At 66.5% G+C, this 26,658-nt stretch carries 26 protein-coding genes; 16 read left to right on the plus strand and 10 right to left on the minus strand.

Translation table 11 applies throughout. The annotated features are described in order from the left end of the window. Window positions 1–34: 34 nt before the first annotated feature. From ACZ7CD_RS22125 to ACZ7CD_RS22185, 13 genes are all read left to right on the plus strand, one after another. The gene (locus ACZ7CD_RS22125) at window positions 35–1,354 is read left to right on the plus strand and encodes a CpaF family protein (protein ID WP_470374557.1); all 1,320 of its coding nucleotides are present in this window, start codon (window positions 35–37) and stop codon (window positions 1,352–1,354) included. After that, window positions 1,351–2,262 carry a type II secretion system F family protein gene (locus ACZ7CD_RS22130; RefSeq protein ID WP_470374556.1) on the plus strand — a complete coding sequence of 304 codons (912 nt, stop codon included), beginning with the start codon at window positions 1,351–1,353 and terminating at the stop codon, window positions 2,260–2,262. The genes ACZ7CD_RS22125 and ACZ7CD_RS22130 overlap by 4 nt, the downstream gene beginning before the upstream one ends. Further along, window positions 2,259–3,152, plus strand: coding sequence for a type II secretion system F family protein (locus tag ACZ7CD_RS22135; protein ID WP_470379599.1), 894 nt, complete (start codon window positions 2,259–2,261; stop codon window positions 3,150–3,152). Before ACZ7CD_RS22130 ends, ACZ7CD_RS22135 begins: the two co-directional genes overlap by 4 nt. A gap of 35 nt (window positions 3,153–3,187) precedes the next feature. Next, window positions 3,188–3,373, plus strand: coding sequence for a hypothetical protein (locus tag ACZ7CD_RS22140; RefSeq protein ID WP_470379600.1), 186 nt, complete (start codon window positions 3,188–3,190; stop codon window positions 3,371–3,373). Between the two features lie 3 nt (window positions 3,374–3,376). After that, window positions 3,377–3,787, plus strand: coding sequence for a TadE/TadG family type IV pilus assembly protein (locus ACZ7CD_RS22145; RefSeq protein ID WP_470374553.1), 411 nt, complete (start codon window positions 3,377–3,379; stop codon window positions 3,785–3,787). Beyond that, on the plus strand, window positions 3,784–4,227 hold the full coding sequence (locus tag ACZ7CD_RS22150) for a TadE family protein (RefSeq protein WP_470374552.1): 444 nt from the start codon (window positions 3,784–3,786) through the stop codon (window positions 4,225–4,227). Before ACZ7CD_RS22145 ends, ACZ7CD_RS22150 begins: the two co-directional genes overlap by 4 nt. Continuing rightward, window positions 4,224–4,664, plus strand: a complete 441-nt coding sequence (locus ACZ7CD_RS22155) for a hypothetical protein (RefSeq protein WP_470374551.1) — start codon at window positions 4,224–4,226, stop codon at window positions 4,662–4,664. Before ACZ7CD_RS22150 ends, ACZ7CD_RS22155 begins: the two co-directional genes overlap by 4 nt. Window positions 4,665–4,681: 17 nt before the next feature. Continuing rightward, window positions 4,682–5,080, plus strand: coding sequence for a hypothetical protein (locus ACZ7CD_RS22160; protein WP_470374550.1), 399 nt, complete (start codon window positions 4,682–4,684; stop codon window positions 5,078–5,080). Further along, complete coding sequence (locus tag ACZ7CD_RS22165) at window positions 5,077–7,542, plus strand: hypothetical protein (protein WP_470374549.1); 2,466 nt, start codon at window positions 5,077–5,079, stop codon at window positions 7,540–7,542. The genes ACZ7CD_RS22160 and ACZ7CD_RS22165 overlap by 4 nt, the downstream gene beginning before the upstream one ends. An 854-nt stretch (window positions 7,543–8,396) precedes the next feature. Continuing rightward, the gene (locus ACZ7CD_RS22170) at window positions 8,397–8,999 is read left to right on the plus strand and encodes a hypothetical protein (protein WP_470374729.1); all 603 of its coding nucleotides are present in this window, start codon (window positions 8,397–8,399) and stop codon (window positions 8,997–8,999) included. A 50-nt stretch (window positions 9,000–9,049) separates the two neighbouring features. Then, window positions 9,050–9,517 carry a hypothetical protein gene (locus ACZ7CD_RS22175; protein ID WP_470374548.1) on the plus strand — a complete coding sequence of 156 codons (468 nt, stop codon included), beginning with the start codon at window positions 9,050–9,052 and terminating at the stop codon, window positions 9,515–9,517. A 340-nt stretch (window positions 9,518–9,857) separates the two neighbouring features. After that, a complete protein-coding gene (locus tag ACZ7CD_RS22180) occupies window positions 9,858–10,466 on the plus strand; it encodes a hypothetical protein (RefSeq protein WP_470374547.1) in 609 nt (202 codons plus the stop codon). 42 nt (window positions 10,467–10,508) lie between these two features. Next, window positions 10,509–11,492: a hypothetical protein gene (locus tag ACZ7CD_RS22185; protein ID WP_470374546.1), complete on the plus strand. Its 984-nt coding sequence runs from the start codon at window positions 10,509–10,511 to the stop codon at window positions 11,490–11,492. Window positions 11,493–11,510: 18 nt separating this feature from the next. Here the strand turns inward: ACZ7CD_RS22185 and ACZ7CD_RS22190 are convergent, their stop codons facing one another. The 10 genes from ACZ7CD_RS22190 to ACZ7CD_RS22235 all read right to left on the minus strand — a co-directional run bounded on the left by ACZ7CD_RS22190 (window position 11,511) and on the right by ACZ7CD_RS22235 (window position 23,344). Next, window positions 11,511–12,194 (minus strand): hypothetical protein, encoded by a 684-nt coding sequence (locus ACZ7CD_RS22190; protein ID WP_470374545.1) that lies wholly within the window; start codon window positions 12,192–12,194, stop codon window positions 11,511–11,513. Between the two features lie 163 nt (window positions 12,195–12,357). Continuing rightward, a complete protein-coding gene (locus ACZ7CD_RS22195; protein ID WP_470374544.1) occupies window positions 12,358–13,305 on the minus strand; it encodes a C40 family peptidase in 948 nt (315 codons plus the stop codon). 3 nt (window positions 13,306–13,308) lie between these two features. Further along, window positions 13,309–14,199, minus strand: a complete 891-nt coding sequence (locus tag ACZ7CD_RS22200) for a replication-relaxation family protein (RefSeq protein ID WP_470374543.1) — start codon at window positions 14,197–14,199, stop codon at window positions 13,309–13,311. A gap of 142 nt (window positions 14,200–14,341) precedes the next feature. Beyond that, the gene (locus tag ACZ7CD_RS22205) at window positions 14,342–16,837 is read right to left on the minus strand and encodes a DUF8128 domain-containing protein (RefSeq protein WP_470374542.1); all 2,496 of its coding nucleotides are present in this window, start codon (window positions 16,835–16,837) and stop codon (window positions 14,342–14,344) included. Between the two features lie 9 nt (window positions 16,838–16,846). Further along, the gene (locus tag ACZ7CD_RS22210; RefSeq protein ID WP_470374541.1) at window positions 16,847–17,608 is read right to left on the minus strand and encodes a GP88 family protein; all 762 of its coding nucleotides are present in this window, start codon (window positions 17,606–17,608) and stop codon (window positions 16,847–16,849) included. A 15-nt stretch (window positions 17,609–17,623) separates the two neighbouring features. Further along, window positions 17,624–19,456 (minus strand): VirB4 family type IV secretion system protein, encoded by a 1,833-nt coding sequence (locus ACZ7CD_RS22215; protein ID WP_470374540.1) that lies wholly within the window; start codon window positions 19,454–19,456, stop codon window positions 17,624–17,626. Continuing rightward, a complete protein-coding gene (locus ACZ7CD_RS22220; protein WP_470374539.1) occupies window positions 19,456–20,478 on the minus strand; it encodes a PrgI family protein in 1,023 nt (340 codons plus the stop codon). Before ACZ7CD_RS22220 ends, ACZ7CD_RS22215 begins: the two co-directional genes overlap by 1 nt. After that, window positions 20,475–22,004, minus strand: coding sequence for a hypothetical protein (locus tag ACZ7CD_RS22225; RefSeq protein WP_470379601.1), 1,530 nt, complete (start codon window positions 22,002–22,004; stop codon window positions 20,475–20,477). Before ACZ7CD_RS22225 ends, ACZ7CD_RS22220 begins: the two co-directional genes overlap by 4 nt. Window positions 22,005–22,097: 93 nt before the next feature. Continuing rightward, entirely contained in the window at window positions 22,098–22,460 is a 363-nt protein-coding gene (locus ACZ7CD_RS22230) for a pilin (protein WP_470374537.1), read from the minus strand. Next, entirely contained in the window at window positions 22,451–23,344 is an 894-nt protein-coding gene (locus ACZ7CD_RS22235; protein WP_470374536.1) for a hypothetical protein, read from the minus strand. Before ACZ7CD_RS22235 ends, ACZ7CD_RS22230 begins: the two co-directional genes overlap by 10 nt. A gap of 419 nt (window positions 23,345–23,763) precedes the next feature. Here ACZ7CD_RS22235 and ACZ7CD_RS22240 point away from each other — a divergent pair, with 419 nt between their 5' ends. From ACZ7CD_RS22240 to ACZ7CD_RS22250, 3 genes are read left to right on the plus strand one after another with little or no spacing between them, the layout of a single operon-like run. Further along, complete coding sequence (locus ACZ7CD_RS22240) at window positions 23,764–24,417, plus strand: hypothetical protein (RefSeq protein ID WP_470374535.1); 654 nt, start codon at window positions 23,764–23,766, stop codon at window positions 24,415–24,417. Next, complete coding sequence (locus tag ACZ7CD_RS22245) at window positions 24,414–25,238, plus strand: DNA methyltransferase (RefSeq protein ID WP_470374534.1); 825 nt, start codon at window positions 24,414–24,416, stop codon at window positions 25,236–25,238. Before ACZ7CD_RS22240 ends, ACZ7CD_RS22245 begins: the two co-directional genes overlap by 4 nt. Further along, the gene (locus tag ACZ7CD_RS22250; protein ID WP_470374533.1) at window positions 25,235–26,572 is read left to right on the plus strand and encodes a DNA cytosine methyltransferase; all 1,338 of its coding nucleotides are present in this window, start codon (window positions 25,235–25,237) and stop codon (window positions 26,570–26,572) included. The genes ACZ7CD_RS22245 and ACZ7CD_RS22250 overlap by 4 nt, the downstream gene beginning before the upstream one ends. The last annotated feature ends 86 nt before the right edge of the window (window positions 26,573–26,658 follow it).

The following is a 26,658-nucleotide window of genomic DNA, read 5'->3' on the forward strand; positions in this document are numbered from 1 at the left end:
CATGACGCACCAGGTGACCGGTGAAGGGGCTGCGGTGGACCGTCTCCGTCACCACCTGCGCAGTTCGCTGTCTGAACAGCTCAGCGAGCGCGTCCGGAACGACGAGGCTGCTGGACGACCGCCGCTGGACGCACGTCAGCGACGACGGCTGGCAGAAGCGATCCTCACCGACGCCGCAGAGGCCCATGCCCGCACCGAGCTCCACAACACCGCGGCCGGAGGAATGCTGGTCGCGCCCGATGTCGAGCAGCGCCTGATCAGCCAGGTGCTCGACGAGATCTTCGGCATGGCCGGCCTCGAACCGCTGCTGGCCGATCGCGGGATCGAGAACATCAACATCAACGGCGAGCGCGTCTTCGTCAGGTGCGCCGACGGCACTCGCAAGCAACTGCCGCCCGTGGTCGGATCCGATACCGAGCTGGTCGACCTCATCCGCGACCTTGCCGCCCGGTCCGGGGTCGAGGAACGCAGGTTCGACCGCGGCTCACCGATCGTGAACTTCCAGCTGCCCGGCGGCGAACGGGTGTCCGCCGTCATGGCGGTAACCGTGCGGCCCTCGGTGTCGATCCGCAGGCACCGCTTCAGCCGAGTGGACTTGGCCCACCTCAGAACGCTCGGAACCATCGACCTCGCCCTGGAGAGCTTTCTGGCCGGCCTCGTGCGGGCCAGACGCAACATCCTGGTCACCGGCGGCACGTCGATCGGCAAGACGACGATGCTGCGAGGCCTGGCGTCTGCTATCCCCTCGTGGGAACGACTCGTCACCATCGAGGACGTCTTCGAACTCGGCCTGGACGAGGACATCGACCTTCACCCGGACGTCGTGGCGCTTCAAGCGCGCGAACCGAACATCGAGGGCCAAGGCGGGATCTCGATGTCCGACCTGGTGTGGCAGTCGCTGCGGATGAGCCCTGACCGGGTCATCGTGGGCGAGGTCCGCGGCCCGGAGGTCATCCCGCTCACGAACGCGATGTCCATGGGCAACGACGGCTCGATGGGCACCCTGCACGCGAGCTCCAGCCAGGGCGCGTTCACCAAGCTCGCCGCGTACGCCGTGCAGGGACCTGAGCGGCTGTCGATCGAGGCGACCAACTTGCTCGTCGCTTCCGCGCTGCACTTCGTCGTGCACCTCGACAAGCCACGCGACGAGAACAGCAAACGTGTCGTGTCGTCGGTGAGAGAGGTGGTCGGTGCCGAGGGAGCCCAGATCATCAGCAACGAGTGCTGGCGTCCAGGCCCAGACAGGCGTGCCGTGCCCGCTGCACCCCTGCGCACCGACACCCTCGACCTGCTCGTCGAAGCGGGCTTCGACCCGGACCTGTGCGGGCGGCGCGATGGCTGGTGGAGGCCATGACCTCGACCACTTTGCTCTTCGGTCTGCTCAGCGCGGGCGTGGCGGTGGGCGTTCTGTTGATCGCCGCCGGACTGCACGGGCGACCCGACGAGGTGATTGCCCGGCAGCGACGCAGGACCGCGGTGCGACTCGACCAGAAGACCCTCGGGCGCTTGGTTGTAGCGCTGGTCGCCGGGATCGGTACGGGCCTGGTCACCGGATGGGTCGTCGGTGGTCTCCTGAGCGTGCTCGCTGTGCTCGGGCTACCGCGGATCCTCGGATCGAACGTTGATCACCATCGTCAGCTCGAACGGATCGAGGCGATCGCCAGTTGGACAGAGATGCTGCGCGACACCCTCGTAGCCGCGGCCGGTCTTGAACAGGCGATCCTCGCCACCGCGGCTACCTCTCCCGCGCCGATCCGCGACGAGATCGCTGATCTCGCGGTGAGGCTCGAGCGCGGCGAACGCCTGGCGGCAGGGCTCCGTGACCTCGCCGAGCAACTTCGTGACCCGACCGCGGACCTGGTCGTGTCCGCGCTGGTGCTGGCCTCCGAGCAGCAGGCCCGTCAGCTCGCAGACCTGCTCGGCGAGCTGGCTGTCGAGGCGCGCGAGCAGGCGACGATGCGGATGCGCGTTGACGCGGGCCGCGCTCGCACACGGACGAGCGTGCGGGTCATCGTCATCACCACCCTCCTGTTCGCGGTCGGCCTCGTCGTGCTCAACCGCCCCTACCTCAGCCCGTTCGACTCGGCGCCCGGCCAGCTCGCGCTCCTGCTCGTCGGGGCGCTGTTCGTGACCGCCTTCGCCTGGTTGGCGAGGATTTCGCGGTTTCGTGCACCGGAGCGGTTCCTCACGGAACTGGGTGTCATCCGGACGTCCGAGCCCAGTGCTGACGATCTGGTCGGCGGCCGAGGAGCAACGACATGATCGGCATGGCTTTGTGGGGCGCCGGCCTCGGACTCGGACTGTGGATGCTCGCGACGTACGCATTCCCGCCGCGGCCCTCGCTCCGCGCTCTCGTCGACCAGCTGCAGGCGGAGCCCACGCCACCCCCGATCCTCCTCGCGAACTCGTCCGGCTGGGTGTTGAACGTCGGCAAGCCCTTCGTCACCGTTCTGGCTTCGGTCGGATTGCCGAGCACGTCGAGCCGGACTGATCTCGCCGTCATCGGCAAGAGCGTCAGCCAGCAGCTGGCGGAGAAAGCGACTCTCGCGCTGGTCGGTTTTCTGCTGCCTTCGCTGGTCCAGCTCGTCCTGGTGATGACCGGCATCGGCATTGGCTGGGAGATCCCGCTCGCCGCCGGAGTCTTGTTCGGTGTGAGCGGCTTCCTGCTGCCGGACATCCGGGTCCGTCGCGAGGCCGAACGACGTCGTTCGACTTTCAGACTCGCCTTGTCCGCCTACCTCAACCTGATCCGCGTTCTGCTGGCCGGCGGCGCCGGAGTTGACGGTGCGCTGAACCTCGCGGTGGGCGTGGGCCGAGGCTGGGCGTTCGACCAGCTGCGGCACGCGCTCGTCACGGCGAAGCTCACCAGAACCACCCCTTGGTCGGCACTTCGCAGGCTCGGTGCCGAGCTGAGCGTGCAGCAGCTCGCCGAGCTCGCCGCGTCGGTGAGCCTTGCCGGCACCGAAGGCGCGCGCGTTCGCGCCAGCCTCGCAGCGAAAGCAGCTGCACTTCGCGCGAGAGAGCTCACCCTCATCGAGGGCGAGGCGCAGGCGGCCACTGAACGGATGAGCGTTCCCGTGGTGCTGCTCTGCGCAGGCTTCCTGGTTTTCATCGGCTTTCCAGCGATCGCGAACGTGCTGGAAGGGCTCTGATGAACAACTCTACTCAGGACAGTTGGGAGAAGCTGATGTTCACCGAGATCCAGTTCCTCGTCGTCTACGTCCGAGCCGGTCTGGAACGGCTGCGTCGCGACGATCGCGGCTACTCGACCGAGTTCGTCGTCAGCACCGCCTTGGTGGTGTCTGCGGCGATCGCGGTCGTGGCGATCATCGTCGCCAAGGCCGTCCAGAAGGCCAACAGCATCGAGATGTAGGCGATGACGATGCTCCGGCTCATTCAGCGGGTTTGTGTTGACCAGCGGGGAAGTGGCACAGCCGAACTCGCACTGGCGGCGCCGCTGCTGTTCCTGTTGTTCCTGCTGATCGCGCAGTTCGCGTTGTACATGCACGCGACTCACATCGCTCAGACCGCAGCCGCATACGGCTTGTCTGCAGCCCGTGTCTCGGGCGGCAGCGCGGGTGCCGGGAACGCCGCTGGGCAACAGGTGCTCTCGCAGCTTGGCAGCAAGTCTCTGCAGGCTGCTTCCGTGTCTGCCCAGCGGGGCTCAGCTCAAGTATCCGTGCATGTTCGCGGGAAGGCGGTCAGCGTGGTTCCGCTCGTGTCCCTCGCAGTCCACGCCGAGGCTGTCGGGCCAGTTGAGAAGTTCACCCTGGCGGTGTCGCCATGACCTTGACCGTCGCCGACGCACGAACGCGACTGCGCGATGACCGCGGTTCTGCTGCGGCCGAGCTCGCCTTGGTCGCGCCGTTGATGATCCTCTTGCTGCTCTTCGTCGTGTTCTGCGGACGTCTGGCAGCATCGCAGCTGCGGATCAGCGACGTCGCGCACCAAGCCGCTCGAGCGGCTACTGCGGCTCGAACACCAGCGCAGGCAGACGCTGCAGCTCAAGCGACCGCGGCGGATGCACTGGCCGCAGCCGGGGTCACCTGCAGGACGCTGACGGTGCGCACCGATTCGGCTGGGTTGCGGCCTGGCTCGACGGTGACCGTCACCGTCTGGTGCATCGTCGACCTCCACGACCTGGCAGGGCTGGGCGTGCCAGGAACTCGCACGCTCAGCTGCAGCTTCTCGTCGGTCGTCGACTCCTGGAGAGGAACGGCGCCATGAGGGCGTGCATCGAGCTGAGGCAGCAGGTGGAACGACTCCGCAGCGACCAGCACGGCCGAGTTGCCGCGTACGTGGTCGTCACGACGGTTGCCGCGCTGGCGTTCGGTGGGCTCGTTCTGGACGGTGGGCTCGCGCTGGCAGCCAAGGTTCGCGCGGTGGGACAGGCACAAGAAGCGGCGCGAGCTGGAGCGCAGGAAATCGACCTGGCGGCATATCGCCGGAACGGTGCCCTGCGACTGGATCCAAGCCGCGCCCTCACCGCCGCGCGCAACCACCTGGCCGCCGGTCAGCACGCTGGCTCGGTCTCCGTCGTCGGCAACACCGTGGACGTCACCGTGACGATCCATCAACGCACGCAACTTCTCGGCTTGGTCTCGGTCGACACGATCACCGTCACAGGACGAGGCGAGGCACAACCGCAACGCGGAACCTTTTAACAGGAAGGGAAACGAAGATGGCGACAACCGATGACATCGCCCGCCGGGTCGAAGAAGCTGACTCTGCCCGCAGCGCCCGGCGAACCAAAGCCGCCCAGCTCGTTGGCGAACTGGCACGTGAACGCGCGGAGGTGGTCCGTCGGCTCGTGGACATCGATCAACAGATCGGTGACGTCATCGCCGAGAGCAGCGATGTGATCAGCATCGCCGAGCTGGCGAAGTTCACGGACGTTGCGGCCGCCGAGTTCACCCAGATCCTCGACGGGCGCAAGCAGCCCCGCGCGAGGCGCCGACGTGCCTCTGCGGGAGCAGCCGCCGGGCGACGGGACCGAACACCGCGCCCACCCGCCTCGCTCAAACTCGTGACCTCCTCAGCGCCTGGTTCCGATGCCGTGGAGGAAGCAGGCACATCATGACCGGCGGCCGCCGGTCGGCGTTGCGCAGCTGCGTTGAGATCGTGCGAGGGGTGGTGGCGTTCGTTGCCCTTTCAGCCCTGGTCGTGGGCCTGCCTTGGGCGCTGGTGCACTTCGTGGGCTGGCCGCTCCCAGACAGCATGCCGAGCTGGGACGACGTACGAGCGACGTTGCTGAGCCCGATGAGCGGTCAGTTCTTCATCAACGCATTGACGATCGTCTGTTGGACCACCTGGCTCTTCTTCACCCTGTCCTTGCTGCATTCCGCCGTCGAGATCGGTCGCGGAGTCGCCTGGTCGTCGATCCGTGCACGTGGGCCGCTACAAGCTCTTGCGGCCACGCTCATCGGCGCGGTGGTGCTGACGCTCCTGGGCAACAGGGCCTTGGCGACCACGTCGGTTGCTACGACAGAAGCGCAAGGTTCCGAGCCGACGGTCGCCGCGGTTGCGCCGATGACCCCTGGCCACGTTCGGGTCGTTGATGAAGTCCGACCTCCGCACAACGGGATTCACGACAGCCTGTGGCGCGTTGCTGAACGCGTCTACGGGCCGGGCGACGGCCGGCGGTGGCCGGAGCTCTACCAGCTCAACCGCGGCGTCGAGCAGGCTGACGGCCGTTCTCTCGTCACTCCGGACCTCGTGCATCCGGGCTGGAAGATCACCGCGCACGTTCCCGCACCGTTTGAAGAGCGGCCCCCAGAACAAGTTCCGTCGCCGACCAGCGAGCCGCCTCCCACAACACCTGCCACGGTGGCACCAGCGCGTGAGCCACACGGCGAGCAGGTAGAGCGGGGTCTGGATCTGATGACCGGCGTGTACGTGAGCGCCGGCTTGGCAGGAACGATCTTGGCGGTGCTGACAACGGCGAAGATGCGGCACAGGCGCCGATATCGCATAGGCAGCGGTGAGCGCGCTGACCTTGAGCTGCCGGACGCCCCTGTGGTTCGCGCACTGCGAACCACACATCAGGCCGGCGTGGACCGACAACTCGACGTCGTCGTACTCGAGCCGGACGGGGCCGTACCGGTCGGTGCGCGCCAGGGAGCCGAGGTCGCCGTCAACCTCGCCAGCACATGCGGTCTGGGTCTGGCAGGCCCTGGTGCCGCCGCGGCTGTTCGAGCGATCCTGTTGCACCTGCTTGCCGCGCCGCGGCCTCACGACGACCTCCGCGTTCTCATGCCTGCCGAGGATCTTCATCTGATCTTCGACGGTGCGGATGTCCAAGATCTGCCGCGGGCCGTCGAAGTCGTCACCTCGCTCGACGTCGCGCTGGACGAACTGGAAGCCACGCTGCTGACCCGCACACGTCAAGCACTCAACGATCCGCAGCCCGCCTGGGCTCCGATGGTCCTCGTTGCCCGCTCCGCTGTGCTGAACGAGCGTCGGTTGAGGGCTGTGCTGGACAATGGATCCGCTTTCGGCCTGGCCGGCGTTCTCCTCGGCCAATGGCGTTCCGGCGCGACGGTCAACGTGCGGGTGGACGGCAGCGTGAGCGCGACCAGCCCTGGACTCGGAGACGAACTCGCCGGCACAAGGCTGTTCACCCTGCCCGTTGGGGACGCCAGCGACCTGCTTGCGGTGCTTCGCGGGGTGGAGGTGGTTTCGGAGGCTGAGCAGCACGAGACCTCCGCGTGGCAGGAGAACGCGTGCACCGTGCCGAGCGTCGTCGTGACGCGGCCTCGGCTGTTCATGAAGGTGTTCGGCCGGTTCCAGCTCGCGTTCGCGCAGTCCGACTCGGGGGATCGCATCGATCTCAGCAGCCTGTTCACCCCGAAGCAGCGTGAGGTCCTCGTCCACCTGGCACTGCACGCGCAAGGTGTCCGACGCGAAGCCCTGAACGAGGCCGTGTGGCCGGACAGTCGGCCTCCGCGGCCTTACAACTCGTTCCACAACACGCTGTCGGTGCTGCGTCGCGTCCTTGCTGAGGCCACGGACGGCTCGATGACGAACGTCGTCCTGAACAACGGGGGCCGCTACCAGCTCAACCAAGAGCTCGTGGAGGTGGACCTCTGGGAGTTCCAACAGCTGCTTGAGGGCGCGCAGGCCGCAGACACCGGTCGTGGACCTCGCTTGCAACGTGCCGTCGAGCTGTACGAGGGAGACCTCGCAGAGGACCTGCTGTCCGCGTGGGTGGAGCCACTTCGTGAATCCGTGCGTCGTGACGCGCTGGACGCGCTCAGCGCCCTGATCAACGACCCAGGCGCGGCACCGGGGACGGTGCTGGCGCTGCTTGAGCGGGCGCGCACGCTCGACCGCTACAACGAGGGCATCTACCACGACATCATGCGCACGCAAGCACTTCTTGGACAACACACTGCAGTGCCGCGAACCCTCGCCCTGTTGACGGCGACGCTCGGCGAGATCGACGAAGAGCCCGATCCCGAGACGCGCAATCTCGCCCAGCACCTCCAGCGCCACAGCAGCGAGACGTTGCTCGATCCCGTTGCACGCGCAGCCGCGTTCTGAGCGGAGGAATTCGTCTCCGTCAGGATTATGCCTCCGCCTGGATGTGGATTCATTCAGCCTGCTGAGCCAGTCGGAGAACTCACCGCGAGCTACTTCCGCTGTGGCGACAGCCTCACATTGATCAGAACTCACTGGATTGGGGGAGGCAGTGGAACGCATTGTGCGCCGCTCTGGAAAATCGACTACCGTTATATCGTGCTTAGGGACAAAGTGGTGGCCAACGCGTCTCACTCCGCCGAACGTCGCCGGGCCGCCTGGTAACCAGATGTGCTCGCTATCGCACCCGAAAGCCTGAATCGTAGTCGAACATGTCCTCTGAACAACCTGGGATCCTCGTAACTCGTGGCCGGGGTTCCACGTTCAGCTGGGCTTCCAGGCGGAGGGCCAGCGCAAGGTCCTACCTGGTTTCCTTCTAGATCGGTAGCTGGCGAAGGTGGCTGAGCCCCTGGTCAGATGCGTTTCGGGGTTGCCGATGCTGGGCCCGACTCGGTAGCCGGCAGGCGTTTGAGCAGTCGGTGTGTGGTTGGTGGCGGTTGACGACCCTGCGTTCTGGGGTCTCCGTTTATGCGAACTTTTATTCTTGGGACGACGTCTCCGGTGAATACGTAATTGCTTTGTTTGATTTACATATTTTAGTCTTTCGGTGTTCCCGTCTTGATGTCGTCCGCAGTTTGCGGGCTCGCTGTTCCGATGATCTCTGATCGATGTTCACCGCAGCTAAAGAATCATGGAATCGCACAGGTAATCTATTGAGCATTGGTTGCTTTGGTGCTATCGTAGATGTATAGCGAGACGGGTTCGCACCCCACATGTTTCGCAACCACACAAACTCGATAATCACGGGAGTGGTCATCATGGCTGATGTCATGGTTACCGCGTGGAGCAACGGCGATGGTTGGCTCAGTGTTGATACCGCTGAGTGGATCGCCGAACGCGCGGAACGCTGCGAGGAACTCACTGACGATCTGCGTGAGTGGATGGATGAGAACGGGCACCGGTACCCCACCTCGGACGTGCTGGTCCTGTGGGCGACAGAGCGAGTCGGGGAAGGCCCCGCGGGCCTGTACGGCGACGGGCAGTTCTGGGCGCACAACACGTGCAACGTCGAGAACATCCTGTCTGATGATCTTGGATTCGTGGTGTTCTCGGCCGGCGGAGAGCTGGGCGACCTGATGGTGACGATGAGCGGTGACGGAGGCATGTACGGCCAACCTGAGGTCTACCGCGACACCACCAGCGACACCGCTCACTGGGCGGACTACGCGCACGCGTTCGGTCGCTGCGCGAACGGTCACGAGTGGGAGACCGACGACGGGTACCGGCTGCACCGGTGCGACGGGGGAGCTGCCGACGGCTCTCCGACCATCAGCGGTCAAGCGCGAGTGCCGTTCGGGGATCCCGAGCGCGCCTACATCGCGTGCCCGGAGTGCCGCAGGGCGCTCCGGTTCACGGCCTGAGCTACCGACTTCTCAGCTCTCGATCTTCCCTTCACTCGATGAGGTGTGCCATGTCCGCCACGCTCTACGTTGATCACGAAAACCCGCTGTTCGTCGAGGATGACTCCGTCACCGTCTCCGTTGAGTTCCCGGATGACGTCAACTCCGGTCTTCGCTGTACACGGTGCGGAGAGACCGTTGTTGAAGTCGCGCAGGGCTATGCAACGGAGACGGGAGACGTTGCGTGCGTCCCGGACGATGAGGACGGGGAGGAGGTGGCCCCACACCTTCCGGAACGAACTCCGTTGTCCTGGGCGAACTCGGCGAAGATCGATGCGAACGAGTTCGACGACTCCGTGACGGTGTCGATCAGTGTCGGTGACCCGCGCGGAGCGTTCTGCCTCACCGTACGGCGAGTCCCCGACGACGCGTGCGGTGATCTCGCCGGGCGGTTGGTCCTGCACGTCCCGTACTCCGGTGAGTCGTGTCCACACATGCGGCTGACTGCGCTGCATCCCGGGACGTTCGTGCTCGGCTGACCAGCCCTATACCGGGTTGGCCGGTCCTCAACGGCCTGCCAACGCGCACGGCAAACGGTTGCGCCGGAGATGATGCGCAACCGCTGTGCACGGCGTGAACGCGGAGATCGGAACGGGGCTACGCTGCAGAAGCCCTCCTGTTCGCAGGCGGGTTTGTGTGGTGGCCGGCGGGGGTGCGACACCTCCGCTGCGAGGTGCCCCGTCGGCCCGCACCTACCTTCTTCAAGCGCCACCTCCCGCGCGCAAAGGCGAGTTCCGCTTCGCCTCCGTTCGCGCCCAGGTCGGCGATCTAGATTTCCTGATCTTCGCTCGTGAGAGCAAGTTGAACTAGGGGACCGTCATGGCTGACGTCACCGTTTCACCGCTGGGAACCAACGGGAAGTGGCTTTTGGTCGACACCGCCGAGTGGATTGCCGACCGTGCAGAACTGAGCCAGACCCTCACAGATGATCTCCGCACTTGGATGCGAGAGAACGGCTTGGCAACTGTGAGTGCCGACATCGTGGTCAAGTGGATCAACCACCGCACGGGATCCGACCCGGTAGCACCGGACGGCGAGGGCACTGCATTCTGGTGCGAGGACACGCGTGAGTACTGCACGCTCTTGGCCGAGGACTTCAAGTTCATGGTGTTCAAGGCAGGTGAGGAACTCGGGTCCTTCATGGTCGTTCTCGAAGGTGGACCGCACTTCTTCCCGGATCTGCCGGTGGTCTACGTCAACGCATCGGACGACGTGGATGTCTGGTCCGAGTACTCGCAAGCGATGGCCGGCTGTCGGGCCGGGCACGAGTGGGTGACGGTCGACAGTGTGGTCCTGCAGCCCGGTCGAGCGAACTACGCGCCTGTAACCACAGAGATCAGCGGCCTTGTCCGCACACCCGACGACGATCGAGATCAGGCCTACGCCGCCTGCCCGCTGTGTCGGTGCCCGTTGACCTTCGATGCATGAGCAGCGGATCTATCGCGCCGTGCGCGAACAACCTTCCCTTTGATGCCAGTACATCCGTTAGACGTACCTGAGGGGGCCCTCGTGCTGAGTGCAGCTCCGATCCTTCTGATCACCAGTCAACCGGAGTTCCGCTACGTGATCGATGACTGCGTCAGTGGCGCTCGTGTAGCAGTTCGTCCACCTGGGACAGTGTCCGTGCGAGCCTGGCTTGCGGCCGCGGTGGTCTTGATCGACGGTGCCGACGTCGTGGAGGTGCGCGACGAATACCTACCTCGGCGACCGAAGGTGTACGTCGTGATGGGCGCTGATACCTGCGAATCCGTGCGCCCGAACGCTTTCGAGCTGGGCGCTGGGTTGATGTGTTTGCCTGAAGACACGGCGACCCTGGCGAGCATCCTCAACAACGTCCCCGCGCCAGCCCTGACCATCGCGGTGACAGGCCTTCCGGGTGATGACGGCACGGCCCGGAACACCGTCAGCGCGACACTGGCGGCCGAGTTCCTCAGTCGCCGACGAAGCGTCGCGGTCCTCGCAACGCCCACCACGGCCAAGGAAGCGGCACTCGCCAAGGACGCTCTGCAGGCACCCTTCGACCGCCAGACTCTGAGCGGGTGTCGTCTGGTCGTGCCCACGACCACCGCCGACCACGTCCGCCCACAGGACGTCGTGGCGCTGCTGACCGATCTGCAGGACTCTCAGGACTTCATCGTGGCGAACGTTCCGCCTTCGGCTCGTCCGGCGGACGCACTCGTGATCGGGTGGGCGGACATCGTCGTCACCGCTACGACGGCGGCGGAACTGCTGCGCTGCTACGACGATGGCCTTCGGAGATCTGATCTCGAACCCGACGCGTGCATGCGGTTGCTTGTTCTTGCTGCTGATAATCAGGAAGTGGCCGCCGTTGAGGCCGCGGCCCTTCAGATCGGTTTCGGTGCACTAGACATCGTTATGGTCGACCGTCAGTCCGGCGGTCGGGTCGTCCGCGATGAGACGTTCCGCCGACGCTGCGTACGAGTACTTGATTAGGTCTGAAGGATTGTTCTATCAACCTTGCGGTGAGTTCTGTCGACCAAATTTGGGATCAATCATCACGGCGAGGCCAGTAATCAAGAAGACTATTGTCAGCAGGAGGGTCTCGGGAGGGAATAGCGGGCGTATTGACATGAGCCTAGCTCTGTCCGGAATTGTGGTGGCGTCGATCATTGCCAGCCCAAATCCTGCAATTAACCAGCCGCCGATGCTTGCCGTTCCTGATCTGATTCTCTTAGCGCGCAGCAGAGTTCCACCGATATAGGCCAGGTATAGCGATACGACTCCAACTGCAACCGACATGATCGCGACACCGACAAGCCACGTTCCTTGGGCTACTTTCGCAACTGTGCCGGCTGTGATGGCAACGTTAGCCATAACGCCAACCGTCAAGGCTGCGCCTCTGAATGCGCTTGTGAACCTCATGTTTGCGATGAGGTTTCGATCGTGTTTCATGGTCGCATTTGTATTCGCAGCTGCTGTAAACCTGGTGCTGTCCGCAGGCTGGCCGGCTATCCAGGTCACTGCCGCTGCAATGAACGCTGCAGAAATAGCGCCGGAGAAGGCTGTCGCCAATTCCCATCGGTCGCCATCGTCCTTCGGGAGTCCAGCAAAATCTACTGCTCGGACGAGTGCTGTGCACCCAATGAAGATCACGGCGGTGGCCAGAATAAGGCCCAGCCAGCCAAGGATCGGCACGCTGTTCAAGCGACTCGAGTTGTCGAGTCGCCTAAGATTACTAACCACTGCAGCACCCGCCCTCGCCTACATGGCAACCAGCTGATTATCGCGCAAAGGTGGTATGGCGTTACTCGTCCGCTGTCTCGATAGTACGTGCAGGTAGAAGGGGCTTGTGTGGAAGCTACAAAGGCGCGCCAGCTGCTGGACGCGAGGCGGCGAGGTAGTCATCGCCGCTCCACCGGTACGGGGCGACTTGAACGGGCTGGCCGAACGTCGGTGCGTGCACCATCTTGCCTGCGCCGATGTAGAGGCCAACGTGGTGGACATCGCGTGGTGTGCCGTAAAGGACCAGATCTCCCGGCATGAGAGGCTGTCCGCTGGGGACCAGCGGACCGGCCTGGTACTGAGCCTGAGTATGGCGGGGCAGGCGGATTCCGGCTGCGGCGTACGCGGCCGTGGTGAGACCGGAGCAGTCCCAGCCGGTCTCACCATTGCCACCCCAGACGTAGGGCTCGCCAAGCTGCTCGCACGCGAACCTGATCGCGATCGCCGCGGCGGGGCTCGGCGCCTGGACGTTGTTGCAGTCGCCGGTGCCTGTCATCGCCTCCCCGTACCGTCGTGCTTGTTCGAGCACCTTGTTCACGTACCAGTCCGCGTGGTTGTACGCGAGGATCGCCTTGCGGAGGTCCTTCGACGCACCGGAGTCACAGAGGTAGTGGCCTGCAGCGTAGATCGCGTCGTGCTTGTCCCACGGCGACGGCGGCGTCCTGCCACCCGGTGGGAGGGGGTGTCGCGCGACGACGCCGTCGAACGTGGGCTGGAGGAACTGCATCGGTCCGCGGGCGCCTGCGGAGTTCTCGGTCCCTTCGGCGATGCCGGCCAAGGTGCTGCGGCCGTGGTTGCTCTCGATCTTGCCGATGGCGGCGAGGATCGACCAGTCGAGGCCGGGGCACACGGACGTTGTCGCTCGGTACAGCGCCAGGTAGTCAGCCGGGATGTCTGCCAGCGCTTCGTTGCTGGGCTGGGTGCTGCTGGAGCCGAAGACACCTTTCACGACGGCTTGGCCGATGCCGCCGATGACCATCGGCACGGCGATGACCGCAGCTGCGGCGGCTATGGCGATCTTCATCTGTCATCTCCGGGTGCGACTGGCGGTCGGGACTGGAGGAAGCGGAGACGGCGGGACGAGGGTCTGCTGATGCTGCGCTGCGGTCGACGGCAGAGGCGCGTTGGACGGCACGGTGTACGTCCAGAGTTCAGCGAGCTCGGCGAGACGAAGTCGGCCTGGTTGATGCGCGGCCATGCCTGGCAGCCAGCGAGCAGCGGCGGGAGTGTCATGGCCAGGAACCCCGGTCACGTCCGCAGCGCTGGTCGCCAGCGGCACGAGCGCTGGGTGGTCCAGTTGTGCGGAGACCTCGGCAAGAGTTCTCCGGGCGTTGGCCTCACGACGGTGGGTCGGTAGCCACACGAGGACGGGCGTCGTGATCCCTGTTGCGCGGGCGAGTTTCTCGTAGCCGTGGAGCTTGCTGGCGAGGGTGCTGAGGCTTTCTGTGCCGAAGTCGAACTCCAGAAAGAACTCGATCTGCTTTCCATCCTCCTGCCAACGGCCGTAGGCGTCGGGACGGACCATGTCGCCGAACAGGCGCTTGCACCGCTGCTCCGACCACCACGCCGTCAGCTGGCCGCCAGCACCGTCCTGCTGGCCCAGCGCGACCAAGGCGGTGAAGAAGCCGTTGGTTCCGACGGTGTGGGCGAGGCGCAGCGAGTGCGCGATGCCGATGGCGTCTTCGTGGCGGTAGTTGATCTCCTTGGGGTTGATGCCGTCTTCGTATGCCAGGGCGACGGCGCCGGCGATGTCAAGGACGTAGTGCATCGGCGCGGTACCCGAGCTGACGAACGGCTGGAACCGGTCGATGACCCGCCACTTGAACAGGTCGAGCAGACGATGATTCGCTGCTCGTACGCTTGGGAAGCACATCTCAGCGATCTGGTACGTCGTGAGGACCTTGTGCTCGTGCAGCATGCGGGCCAACCAGCGGTCGCGGAGGGTGAGGCGGCCAGCAAGTTGGGCGTGATGGGTCCCGCTCGTCGCGGACCTGGGAGTGGGCCGCCGCGGCATGTGGCCGCGGAGCGCTCGTTGCGGCGTGGGATTGGTGATCACAGGCTCACCCCTGGGTTGCTCTGCGCGGATCCGCGACCGGCAAGGTGGCCGGGGCCGTTGCGCGAACGGTCTTGGATTGGCGCGCGTTCACCTTGGCGGCTTCGCGGATCGATTTGGAGCGGCCTGGCACTGCGGGCCGCAGCTTCTCCGTCACCGCGGTGAACGGTGGCGCCTCTTCGCCGCCGAGAACGAGGCGTGCGGCGATGTGGAAGGCGCCGAGGTTGGACAGGTCGTGTTCGTTGAGCCGGGGCATCGTGTGCCGGGCCAAGCGACGGGCGTCCTCCGGCGAGGCGTTGAAGAAGATCTTCGACCTGGCGTTGGTGCTGATGCCTTCTTCGAGCTCCTTGGGGAGCTGGCCGAGGTACTGGTGCGCCAGCGTCATCGACAGGCGGTAGCCGCGGGCCTCGGCCAGCATGTCTTCGAGCGGGTAGGCGAGGTTGAGGAAGTTGTGGCACTCGTCCACGTAGAGGCTGCAGTCGCGTCGCTTCCGTTGAGGGACACGGGCTCGACGGGTGGCTGCCTGCCAGGTGCGGGCTACGACGATCGAGCCGACGAGCCGGGCGGTCTCCATGCCGAGTGCGTCGCGGGCGATGCGGACGAGGCAGATGCCGCCGGTGTTGAGCACGTCGTCTATGTCCACCGTGGATTGGCCGCCGGCGATCGCGGCACGGACGAAGGGACGGAGCAGGAAGCCCCGGACCTTGTTCATCAGCGGTGCGATCACTTGTGCGCGGCTGGCTTCGGAGAGGCTGTCGTACCAGGACCAGAAGCCCTTGAGCACGTCGTCGTCGATCTGGCTGCAGGCTCGGTGCCGGAACGCCTGGGTGGTCAACAGCTTGGGCAGGTCTGCAAGGGTCGGCGTGCCCGGCAGCGCGGTGAGGGTGAGCAGGCCGGCGCGCAGGATGTCGTCGGTACGTGGTCCCCACGACGAGGCGTAGATACGGGAGAAGATGCTGACCAGGTTGTCGACCGCGCGGAACTTGTCCTCGCCCTCCAAGGGGTTGAGCACCGGTGGGCGGGAGCGGGAGTCGGCGTCGAACAGCACCACCTTCTCGCCGAGTTCCTCCGGTAGCCGCATCAGGACGTCGGTGATGAGGTCGCCTTTCGGGTCGATCACGACCACGCCGCGGCCGGCTTCGGCGTCGTCGAGGATCATGCGGGCCATCAGCTCGGACTTGCCGGATCCGGTGGCGCCGAGGATGTGCATGTGGTGGCGGGCGTCGGCGACGTGCAGGCCGACTGGACGAGAGTGGCCGGAGTCGGACCGTCCCAGGGGCTTGATGTTGTCGCCGGTCGTGGCGATGCCGGGTGGTGGCGGCACGGCCTTGGCGCCAGCCCGTTGCAGGCCCGGTGTGGCCTCGTCGATCGGTAGGTGGGCGATGGCGGCCAGCTCCGGGATCGAAAGCAGGTCGCCCTTGCCGAGGCGACGTTCGGCGAGCACGGCAAGTGGGTCGCGTAGCCGGATCCGGCGGTAGTAGTTGTGTTCGGAGTAGGCGGCGAAGGCGGAGGCGATCGCGTGCCCACGGCCTCGTAGAACCTCCCGCGCCGCGCGGAGCTCGGCGGGAGGCGCGTTTTCAGGGACGGTGGTGGCGACCGCGTAGCGGATGCGGGTCTCGAACGGGTTCGCGCGCAGTTTGTGCACGACGGCACGGTCCTGGGCCGAGTGCTCCAGGCTGGTCTGGCGATCGAGTGCGCGAGGATGCCTGCTGGCTGACCGTGTCGGGCTCCTGTCCGGCGTGATGACGTCGAGGAGTCGGCCGATCAGGTGGGCTGAGCCTCCTGTGTGCACTCGTCGCGCTGCCCGGCGCGCCTTGGTCACCCGGTGCCCAGCGACCGGGCGAGCCAGAATCTGTACGCAAACCCGCTCGTGCGGGCCGAGTCCCACCGGGGCACCCAGCATCGCGCGGACCGGATCGGCTGGATGGTCGGTGCGGATCGGCAGTGCCTCCGACCTGGCCAGCCGCAGCTCGCCGCCAACCGCCTCCACGCGGCGGCCTGCCGGTGCCGCCGCGGGGATCGGCGCCTCTGCAGGCGTCGTGCTGGTGTGCGCGCCAGGCCACGCGGCCTCGATTGCTCGTTCGACCATGCCGGGCGGCACGGGTCCAGGCACCCAAAGGCTGATCCGCACGCTGTCGTTGCTGAAGATCAGCTCGAAGGTGACGTGCGGTTGTCCGGAAAAGCGGCGGAGCCAGCCAGGCCGCAGCAGGCCCACGAGGTTCGACCAGACGGTGACCGCTCCTGCCGGATCGACAGTCGGAGGCACCAGGACGGTGACCAACCGAGCGTCGGCAACCAGACGTCGGTGATGGCGCCGAAGCCACTGGCGTCGCAGGATCGCCGCGGCGGTCAGCACGGTGGTGAGCACTGGTCCGGCGATCGGCCACCAGGTGAGCGTGAGGCCGCGGAAGTAGGTGACCGCGTTCTGGAACGCCCCCAGCGGGTCGCGAAGGTAGTCACCGATGAGAGGGGAGATCAGCGGAGCGGTGCGGAATATGGACATGGAGCCTCCTCACGCGGCTTGCGGTCGTTCGGTGGTGCCCGCCACGAGTCGGAGCCGCCGAGACGCGCGCGCGGCGTCTACTTCTGCTTGCCACTCGGAGAATCGGCGACCGGCCAAACGCCTGAGGAAGAAGGGAATGCGGTTGGCCGGTACGCCAACGAGCCGTGGACCGAGGACTGCGAGCAGATCGCTGGCCTCCTGCGACGACCACCCGGCCGCTGCGATCGCGGCCTCGCTCGGGAAGATGTCGGCAACGCGGTCGACGGCGGGATCGAGCGCGCCGTCCTGGGTTCCGCCGTAGGAGAAGACCCAGAGGAAGTTGGGCGGCGGGTCGGGCTCCACGAGAGTCCGGAAACGCAATATCTCCTTGGTGTAGGCGTAGAAGTTCGTGTCGGGCCGCGCGCGGCAGATCTCCAGCCACGTACGGACGTAGGCGTCGGACAAGAAGTCGCCGGAGTCGTGGATCCGGACCCACGCACCGAGGAACTTGCGCGCACCGAGTTCAGCGACCATCGCCGACTTCCACCCGGCCAGGTCGTCCAAGACGTACATGAGGTTCGCCTCGTGCTTGGCGCGCACGACGGGCCAGGTGTAGGTGCCATGACGCGCGTAGCAGACCTGCGCGCAGATGCCCGCGCTCGGACAGGTGTTGTAGGTGCGGCCATCGGGCAGTCGTCCCGCCCAAGCAGGGAGGGACCAGTTCCACACGCCGATCCGGCGCATTTCGCGGTTCTGGGTGAGCAGGCGGACGGGGCGAGGTGTTTCAGGCATGGAAGTCCCCGGTGGCTAGGCGGCGTCGAGGTCGACGAAGGCGTTCTCCAGCTCCGGCGAGTTCTCGGCGTACTCGGCGATCTCGGCTGGGTCCGACGTGACGAGGTGGTGCTCGACCGGCGAGGCGATGGACTGGAAGGCGACCCGTTGTCGTCCGGTGCTGAGCAGTCCTTGGCCGCGGTCGGCGGTGAGCAGAAACTGGCGTTCGCCCATCGAGAGGTCGAACGTGCGGGTGATCTCGTCGATCGCCTGTGAGGCCTGGCGCAGCAGGATCTGCGTCGCGGCGTTCGCGACGACCGCTTTGCCGAGATCCGTCCCGAGCACGTCGGCGGTGTCCTGCGTCGCAACGGTCAAGCCGGCCCATTGCTTGCGCGAGGCCTTGGCCATGCGCACCAGGAACTCGGCACCGGCCGGTTGCTTCATCAGCAGCCACGCCTCGTCGACCACGACCAGACGCGGCTTGCGGATGGCGGGGTTCGACACCTGCCGCCACACCGCGTCCAGCGTCAGCAAGGTGCCGATCGGCTTGAGCTCGTCAGCGAGATCCCGCAGCGAGAACACCACCAGGTGCCCCTCGGGCCGGGTCGAGGTCGGACCGGAGAACAGCCCGGAGAACGCGCCCGTGATGTACGGATGCAGCCGCGCGGCCAGGTCGGCACCGGTCGGGTCACCGCCGTGGAGGACGTCCGCGAGGTCGGCGAGCAGCGGTGCTGGTCGGGTCCAAGTCCGCGGATCCGACGTGATGCCGGCGCGTTGATAGGTCGTCGCGACTGCGCGGTCGAGCGCGGCGCGTTCAGCCGCGGTGAGCTCGCTGTCGAGCAGGACCGAGAGGACGGTGTGCAAGAAGAGGCTGCGGCGGATGAGCGCGTCTCGAGGCGCGGTGCGGCGGCCGTCCGGGCGGGTGTGGATGGGCAGGTCCATCGGGTTGAGCCGCACGTGCTCGGCGCCGAGGTGCACGTAGGTGCCGCCGACCGCGGTGGCGAGCCGCGCGTACTCGTCCTCGGGGTCGATCACGTGGATCTCGATGCCGCAGTACAGCGACCGCAGCAGCTCCAGCTTCACCAGGTACGACTTGCCGGCGCCCGACCGGCCGAGGATCACCGAGTTGTGGTTGTCCAGCGCGAACCGGTCGTGGTGCACGAGGCCCTGGCTGCCGATGTTGAAGCCGTAAAGCACTCCGTTCGGCGCGCCGACCGAGGCCGGGTCCGGTGGTGGCAGGTCCGGTGAGGTGAACGGGAACGCCGCGGACAGTGCGCTGGTGTCAAAGGTGCGGCGCATGCCTACGAGGTCCAAGCCCATGGGCAGGCTGGTGATCCAGCCCTGCAGGCTGCGGTAGGTCGTCGGTTTGCAGTCCAGCAGCAGCGACGCCGCGAGGGAGCGGACTGCGGCGACCTCGTCGGCGAGCGCGACCTCGGTCGGCGCGTGCACGGTCAGGTAGAGGCCAAGCCGGTAGAGCTTGCCCTCGCCGCGGGCGACCCGCGCGGACAGATCGTAGGCGTCCTCGGTGGCGGCCTCGACGTGCGGGTCGGCGAGCCGGCCTTTCTCGCTGGTGTGGCGGCGTCCGGACTCCAGTTTGGACAGCTGTTTCTTGAGGCGGTTCGCCGCGGTGACGGGGTCGACCGGCTCGATGTGCAGCGAGACGTCGACCCGGCCGGGGTAGGTGAGCAACGGCTGCAACCAGCCGGGGTGCACCTCACGTGGGTAGCCGACCACTGCGAACGACGCGACCCACTCGCCACCGACCTCAAGTGCTCGCGGGCGCACCGAGAGCGAGTCCGGCATGAACGCACTGGCTCGGCCGGGTCCCGGCTGCGACGGCTTGACGCGGCGCCTGAGCTTGGTTCTCATCACCGGTTCTCCTCGTCGAAGTCGTCCCAGGCGTCGAGTGCGGAAGTGCCGAACGAGGAGTCGTCCCAGCTCTCGTCCGGAACGCTCGTGATGACCTCGTCCGAGCCGGCGAGACCGGCGCTCGGCGGGATCAGGCTGTCGGGGTTGCATGCGGCCGCGAGCACGGCGGTGGCCTGTCCGGGGTCCAGTGGGCTCACGACGATCCCCGACGGGGAGAGCAGCTCCACCGCCTCGCCGAGCCGCCGCACCAGCCGGGCCTCCGCAGCCCGCTTGCCGGGGTCGTCGACCGCTGGCAGCGGTTCGCGAAGCACCAGCAGGACCTGACGGCGCAGCAGTTCGGTGGCGCTGCCCAACTGGTCGAGGTAGTCGGCGTGCTCGCGTGCTGCTCGTTCGAGCGCTGGGTGCGGCAGACCGCCGGCTTGCTCGCGAAGCTCGGCGATTTGGCCGGACAGGTCCAGTCGCTCGGCTCGCACCAGCACTTGAACCGGCGCGGTCAGCGAGTGCAGGTAGCGGCCGAACGAGCCGACGAGCGATTCCTGCTCGGCGGGCGTGCGCAGGCTGAAGTTGACCGTCGAGCAGACCGCGACCGCGGCCATGCCGTCCTTGTCGAGGTCGATGACACCGGTGTCGGTGACCGCCTCGGCGGGGAGCCGCAGCTCGGCCGGTGCGACCGCGGACGATGATGCGCTCGAAGCACGGCCCAACCACTCGGGCGCAGGCCGTACGCCTTCCGGAGCGGACACCTGGTGCCGCGGAATCATCCGCTGCCGCAGCGCGGCGAGCACCAGGCGGTCCAGAGAGATGCCGTCGCGCTCTCCCAGTGCGAGGAACGCGGCGAGCACGCCGATGGGGATGGCGATGACGAGGAATACCGCGAGCGGGACGAACGCGCGGGTCGTCGAGTAAGCCACGTAAAGCGTCATCCCGGTGGCGGTCAGGATGAGCAGTTGACGTGCGGTCAACGGGCCGATCACGCGGTCCTCGCGGTCGACATCAGCGGGAATCCTGACGGGTTGGCTCACTTCTTCTCACCTCCTGCGGCTGGTTTCGGTGCGCGGAACACCGGGGGCGGGACGGAGTGGACTCGTTGACGTGCGTCACCGATTCGGGGCGCCGGTTGTGCTTGCCTGAATGCCGGAGGCGGAGGTGCGGACGTCGGTTTGCGCGGCGGGGACGGGGGTGTTGGCGGGGCTAGCGATTGGAATCGCAGCTGCGCCGGCACCGCGGCCACCCGGATCGGTGGTACGGGAGCCGAGCCTCGTTGGCGCGGGCGTCCGGCTGTTTGGAACGTCGGCTGCGTTCCTGGCTTCGGCCCTTGCAGGGGGACCGGTGTGGCCGGCTTCGGTGCGGAGCTGAACTCCGGTGTTGCCGCCGCCGGCGTGGCGGGCATGACTGCAGGTTCGTGAACCGTGCGTTGAGGCTGCGGTTGCAAGAACCGCGGGGACTGAGACGGCACACGCGGCTTTTGCGCGGTGCGCAAGCGTTCCGCGTCGTACGCCTCCTTGAGGCGCTTGGTGACCATCTCCGGTGTTGGCGCGAGGCGCGGTTGGGCAGGCCACGGTGGATCTGCTGAACCCGCAGATGCACGCGCGGTTCCTGTGGCGGATGCCTTGACCGCATGCGTGCCAGCAACCCGTCCGTTTATCAGCGCCATGGCTTTGCCGAAGACGAACGCGCGTGCCAGCCCACCCAGGAACGAGCGGCCGCCACCGCCGACTCGGACCTGTTGCAGAACCCAGGTGGGAATCTTCACGAGGATCCACACCAGAGCGATGAGCACGATCAGGTTGACGGTGCCATCGGTGGTCGGCGTGCCGAAGAACGTGAAGCCGCCCGGCTGCAAGAAGACCTTCAGCGCGCAAATGAGCGTCAGACTCTGCCCCACCTGGATTCCGAGCACGCCCGCTCCGGCTCGCCAGAACCAGTGCGCCACGCCCTCTGTCTGCGGCAAGCCGTGGCACATCAACGCCAGCGGAGCACCGGCCAGGAGAAGCACTGTGAGCGCGATCCGCACGACGTAACCGATCAGAAGGCCGAGCAACAGGATCGCCAGCGCGAGCGACAGCAGTCCGGCGAACAGGCCACCGTCGAGCAGCGACCTGCTCACGAGCGCCACAAGCAACTCGGACAGCGCCTGGCCGGCTGTCTGCGGATTCAGGCCGTCGCCGAGCACGGCCAGCGAGGCGGCGTTGGCGAACCTGATCGCCTGGTCACTTAGCAGCAGGCTGAGGTTGGCGGCGAGGAAGCCGACCACGAGGCGCGGCGCGATCTCGCGGATGGAGTGCCGCGTCTGGACGCTCTGGTGGCTCATCACCAGGATCCCGGCGACCAGCACCAACAGTGAATAGGCCGCGACTACGAACAGCCGTGACTGCTCCCAGATCTCGCCGACGCGCGGCAACTGGTCGAGCGTTGGCGTCGACAGCAGGGTGCTGCCGACGAACCGGAGCAACCAGTTCAGCGACTCGCCAACGAGCAGGTTGACGAACGAGCTGAAGCCTTCGCTCACACACGCCGTCAGGTCGGTGATACCGCACTTGGTGTCCACGGTTCCTGGCTGAGGCAGGTCGATGATTGGTGGTGGCGGAGGTGGCGACGGTGCTGTCGGCGGCTGTGCGAAGTACGGGGTGCCGGCCATCCGTCAGGCCCCCACGATTCCTTTGAGGATCTCCACGACGAGCGGCGACAGTGCGGCAAGGCCGTAGCCCCAGCCTGCGGACTTGAAGCAGTCCTTCGCCTTCTCGTGCTCGCCGGGATCGCCGCCGGCCATGACCCGCCGGACGCCGCCGATGGTCAGCAACACCGTCGCGAGGCCCGCGAGGATTCCCATGATCCAGTTGCGGATGTTGTTGAGGACCTCGCTCACGGAGGCCGCGAGGGCGACGACCGCGGTGTCGGCGTGGGCAACGGACGCCGACAGCAGCAGCGCGCCGAGCACCAGCTGGACGAGCAGCGCCGCACGAAGCGATGGCTTCGAGGTGGTGGAGTGGTCGATCAGGCGCATCGCGGCACCTCCGGAGACGAAGCGGAACGCGGGTGTGTCCCGCAGCTCTGAACTCCGGAATTCGCCTCCGCTTTGGACACTCGCGGCTTGGACTTCCGCTGTGACAGAGCCTCTGCGGCGGCGACCTGATCGGCCAGATCGGTCTCCGCGATGCCGTCGCGCAGGTACTCGACGAGCCGGTTCTCAGCTCGTTTGCGCGCCTTGTAGACCGCCCACTCGCTCGTCTGACGCTGTGCCGCCCAGTCGCGAACGGTGACCTCTTCCAACCGAGTGGCGCCGATCAGCGCAGCCTCGATCTGGGTCAGGACTCCGTCATCCACGGCACGCGCGAGCACGAGGTCTGGATGTCCCCACGGAGCGTGCGGAGGTACGGAACGGAACCCCGGCGCCACGGGCGTCGGACTGGCTAGCGCTTCGCTCAGCGCCTTGTGCCCCGCCCGGTAGGCAGCCCAGCGCAGACGCAACATGATGCGCGGCGCGCACAGATCGATGGTCGCCAACGCGCTGAGAAAGCCGCGCAGCACCTCGGCGTGAACGTCGGCCGGATCGCCGGCGAAACGAGCTGACAGCGTGGCGGCGACGGAGGTCAGTGCCGGCAATGCGACCCCGACCGCGGCGACAGTCCACGTCGCGCCTTCGGTGCGCGAGCGCAGCACCAGGTGTGACCACACGGAGTCCCTCGTCGTCTGCGAGCACGAGCGGGCGAGCAGGTGGTCGCGGACCTCGTCCAGCGGCAGCTGCCGGTTCGGCAGGCCCTCGAAGTGGTGCCCGTCGAGTGACACCGGGTGGGGGCCGGTAACCAGCCAGGTGAAGGTGTCGCGAGCGATGTCCAGCGAGTTGGGGGCGCAGTCAGCGCTGCGTCGGACAAAGCGTTTCGGTGCCATGACATGACTCCTCAGGCGTAGAAGCGGAAACAACGACGCCATGGAGCCACGGTGGATACCACGCAAATACCAAGCCATTGCTATGTGTTAGCTTGCTATTTGCGTGCATCTGCTAGTTGTCAACTATTTGATCCACTGCTCTAGTTGCGGCTGCGATCTTGCCATTCGCTGCCCTGAGCAGGGGTTTTAGTCGGTCGATAAGTTTGTCCTAGTAGGGGGTAGGCCGTCTGCGGCAGGTTGTGGGATCTCTGCTTTTCCAGTTGTCCAAAACTGGTCTCGGATCCGGAGTTAAGGGATGTCAGGAAGCGACATCCGCTTGACTGAGGAGATCTGCGATGGTCCCGATTCACTGCCGATCACCGCGTCCACGCACCCAGCGTCGCGTGTTGCGGCGACCTCGCCCGGCACCTCCGGGAACCGTGTGGCTGTGCGGTCAAGACGACCTGCGCGAAGGCACTGGTCTGCTCGCCGACTGGCTGCTGAACGCCGTCATCAAGACCGTCACGACCTACACCGAGCCCGGTCAACGCGTACTGCTTGTCGAACCAGCGCAGTACCTCGCGCGACCGTCGGCAGCCGGTCGCGGTTCGGGTCAGCCCGGCCCGTACGCCGGACTACACGAAGCGGGCTGGACTGTTGTTCGGCTTGGCCGCGGCGTTCAGGCGAGCACAGCGGTCAAGTCCGACTTCGGGCTTCGGTCGGACCCCAGTTCGGATGTCGTGACCGGGGGCTACGACCTCGTGCTCGTCGCCGCCGAACCACACGTCCTCGACTGGCTGCGTCCGGCCGACTGGGCAGATCTACTCAACTCGGCTGGCGCCCTCGCGGTCATCACCCGCGGTACTCACACCGGTGGTCGGTTCAGTGAGCCCGTCGGCCAGCTCGTGCGCGCCGCACACGAAACCGGACTGCGCTACCTCGACCGGATCGCACTGCTGCGTGCACCTGCCCACGATGTGCTGCGCGCTGCTGAGACCCGACTTCGGCACATCCAGGTGCACGACGACCTGCTGCTGTTCGGCCAGCGCGCCGGCTCGGTCAGCACTGTCGAGCAGGAAGGCGATAGTCGGTGACCGCGCGCGTCACGTCGGTGTGGCCGACCGGCCAGCTCAGCCCGCACGCACAGTTGCGGGAGGCAGGTTGCGTGTCCGGTACCGAGTCGGACAGTGAGCGAATTCCGCCTGCTGTTGCGGCTCAGGTCATCGCGACCCATACCCACGCGGGCGACCTCGTACTCGACCCCGACTGCGGCGCAGGCACCGTGCTGACCGCGGCACTTCGTGCCGATCGCCACGCACTCGGCCTGACCATCCACAAGCAGTGGTGGGCGATCGCGAGGGCCAACATCTCGACCGCCAAGAACGCGGGCGCCTGGCGGGACGGGTCCGTCCTCGACGCCCGGCCGAACGTATTGGCGACCTCGTGCGCAGCCGGGTTGGTCGGACGAGTCGGACTCGTACTCACTTCCCTGCGAACCACGCCGGACCGCGACGGAGAACTCGTCAAAGCACTCTCCTACTGCGAGCCGCTGCTGCGAGCCGGCGGACATGTCGTGGTTGTCGTGCGGCCACGCCGTCAACCAGATGGTGCTCTGGCGGACATGACCACGTCGGTCCTCGCGGCAGGCGTCGCCGCGGGACTGACTCCGGTTGACCGATGCATCGCTCTCACCGCCGAGCTGCGCGGCAGTCGACTCGTCACGTACGCAGCGCTCGCCGAGCGCCGTGCCGCTGCTGCCGCGCGGGTCGCCGGTCAGCCGATCGCGCTCAACGCTCATCACGAAGTGCTCGTCTTCCGGCTCGCGCACGAGGTCGAGCTCATGGCAGCGAGCGCCAAGGCACCTCGGTCCGCAACACGCGAAGAGCGGTGTCTGGTTCTCGGGGCCGCGGCATGAACACCAACCGGAGGACTGCTGCTTCGCCGTGGAACCTGGTGCTGGGGGACTGCGACGTCGTCGTGGGCTCGGTGTGCACCGGCTACGCCGGACTGGATCTCGGACTGCTCGCGGCTCTGGGACGTGGACGCCTTGCCTGGGTCGCGGATACCGATCCACACGTCAGAACCATCCTCGAAGCGCGAATGCCGAGTGTGCCGAACCTCGGCGACATCCGGCAGATCGACTGGGCCGAGGTCGAGCCAGTTGACGTTCTCACTGCCGGCTTCCCGTGCCAGGACATCTCCGCGGCCGGTCGGCGCGCGGGCATCGAGAAGGGCGAACGCAGTGGCATCTGGACCGACATCATGGCGGGCGTTCGCGTACTACGACCAGGGCTGCTCGTCGTGGAGAACGTCGCCGCGCTTCGCTGGAAAGACGGAGGCCTCCACCGTGTACTCGGCGACCTGGCCGAAGCAGGGTATGACGCGCTCTGGCGTAGCGTCCGCGCCTCCGAAGTCGGTGCAGCGCACCAACGCGAACGAGTCTTCCTGCTCGCTTGGCCCCGAGACGCTGTCCTCCCGCATGCTGCCGACACCACAAGCACGCGACGGCGACAACCGCGGCGCCGCGGACCCGGTGCGTCGTCGGCTGCTCGGCCATCAAGTCAGCCTTCACGACGTGGTGAGTTCGGTGATCAAGCTCTTTCCGACTCCGACGGCTGCCAACCCGAACGACTACGAGGACCCCGCTCACTGGCTGGAACGCTACGAGAAGCACCGCTGCAAGGAGTCCGACAGCACTCGGGCGGGGATGCCGTTGTCCATCGCGGTCCGGTTGCTGCCGACGCCGACAGCGTCCGATGCGAACGCGTCCACGCACCACGGGCAGGATGGTGGTCCGTCGCTGACCGACCAGTGTCGTCTCCTGCCGACTCCTCGGGCCACCGATGGGACGAAGGGCTGTCCTGCCCAACGCGGGTCGAAGGGCGACATGATGCTGCCGTCGGCCGTCATACAGCTGCTGGCCTGCAACGAGCTGGACAAAGCCGCCTAGCGGACTGGGGCGAATACGACCTGGCCGTGCGCCGGTGGGAACGACTCCTCGGTCGTCCCGCGCCGTTCCCGACACAGCCGGGCCGCCATGGCCGGCCGGTACTGGCACCCGCCTTCGTCGAGCACCTCATGGGCTTGCCCGCGGGATGGGTCACCGACTTGCCGTTGCCCAGGACGGCACAGCTGCGCGCGTTGGGCAACGGTGTTGTGCCTCAACAGGCCGCCTGTGCGCTGGCTCTGCTCCTTGCTGATCTTGCGGAACTCATCAATCAGGCTCACGGCAGGAGTGGGCAGAGGTGACTGCGGCATGAACTCCCGACACTCAGTTCCAAAACCTGGCCCAGCCCTGAGATTGTTTTCGCTCAGCGCAGGAGTCCAGAGCACCG

Source organism: Lentzea sp. NPDC036949, from assembly GCF_055608075.1.

Excerpts from the sequence above, each read along its gene's own strand:
- ACZ7CD_RS22130 (WP_470374556.1), top strand. The coding sequence starts at position 1,351 with ATGACCTCGACCACTTTGCTCTTCGGTCTGCTCAGCGCGGGCGTGGCG.
- ACZ7CD_RS22135 (WP_470379599.1), top strand. The coding sequence starts at position 2,259 with ATGATCGGCATGGCTTTGTGGGGCGCCGGCCTCGGACTCGGACTGTGG.
- ACZ7CD_RS22140 (WP_470379600.1), top strand. The coding sequence starts at position 3,188 with ATGTTCACCGAGATCCAGTTCCTCGTCGTCTACGTCCGAGCCGGTCTG.
- ACZ7CD_RS22145 (WP_470374553.1), top strand. The coding sequence starts at position 3,377 with ATGACGATGCTCCGGCTCATTCAGCGGGTTTGTGTTGACCAGCGGGGA.
- ACZ7CD_RS22150 (WP_470374552.1), top strand. The coding sequence starts at position 3,784 with ATGACCTTGACCGTCGCCGACGCACGAACGCGACTGCGCGATGACCGC.
- ACZ7CD_RS22155 (WP_470374551.1), top strand. The coding sequence starts at position 4,224 with ATGAGGGCGTGCATCGAGCTGAGGCAGCAGGTGGAACGACTCCGCAGC.
- ACZ7CD_RS22160 (WP_470374550.1), top strand. The coding sequence starts at position 4,682 with ATGGCGACAACCGATGACATCGCCCGCCGGGTCGAAGAAGCTGACTCT.
- ACZ7CD_RS22165 (WP_470374549.1), top strand. The coding sequence starts at position 5,077 with ATGACCGGCGGCCGCCGGTCGGCGTTGCGCAGCTGCGTTGAGATCGTG.
- ACZ7CD_RS22170 (WP_470374729.1), top strand. The coding sequence starts at position 8,397 with ATGGCTGATGTCATGGTTACCGCGTGGAGCAACGGCGATGGTTGGCTC.
- ACZ7CD_RS22175 (WP_470374548.1), top strand. The coding sequence starts at position 9,050 with ATGTCCGCCACGCTCTACGTTGATCACGAAAACCCGCTGTTCGTCGAG.
- ACZ7CD_RS22180 (WP_470374547.1), top strand. The coding sequence starts at position 9,858 with ATGGCTGACGTCACCGTTTCACCGCTGGGAACCAACGGGAAGTGGCTT.
- ACZ7CD_RS22185 (WP_470374546.1), top strand. The coding sequence starts at position 10,509 with ATGCCAGTACATCCGTTAGACGTACCTGAGGGGGCCCTCGTGCTGAGT.
- ACZ7CD_RS22195 (WP_470374544.1), bottom strand. The coding sequence starts at position 13,305 with ATGAAGATCGCCATAGCCGCCGCAGCTGCGGTCATCGCCGTGCCGATG.
- ACZ7CD_RS22200 (WP_470374543.1), bottom strand. The coding sequence starts at position 14,199 with ATGCTGCACGAGCACAAGGTCCTCACGACGTACCAGATCGCTGAGATG.
- ACZ7CD_RS22205 (WP_470374542.1), bottom strand. The coding sequence starts at position 16,837 with ATGTCCATATTCCGCACCGCTCCGCTGATCTCCCCTCTCATCGGTGAC.
- ACZ7CD_RS22210 (WP_470374541.1), bottom strand. The coding sequence starts at position 17,608 with ATGCCTGAAACACCTCGCCCCGTCCGCCTGCTCACCCAGAACCGCGAA.
- ACZ7CD_RS22215 (WP_470374540.1), bottom strand. The coding sequence starts at position 19,456 with ATGAGAACCAAGCTCAGGCGCCGCGTCAAGCCGTCGCAGCCGGGACCC.
- ACZ7CD_RS22230 (WP_470374537.1), bottom strand. The coding sequence starts at position 22,460 with ATGCGCCTGATCGACCACTCCACCACCTCGAAGCCATCGCTTCGTGCG.
- ACZ7CD_RS22235 (WP_470374536.1), bottom strand. The coding sequence starts at position 23,344 with ATGGCACCGAAACGCTTTGTCCGACGCAGCGCTGACTGCGCCCCCAAC.
- ACZ7CD_RS22250 (WP_470374533.1), top strand. The coding sequence starts at position 25,235 with ATGAACACCAACCGGAGGACTGCTGCTTCGCCGTGGAACCTGGTGCTG.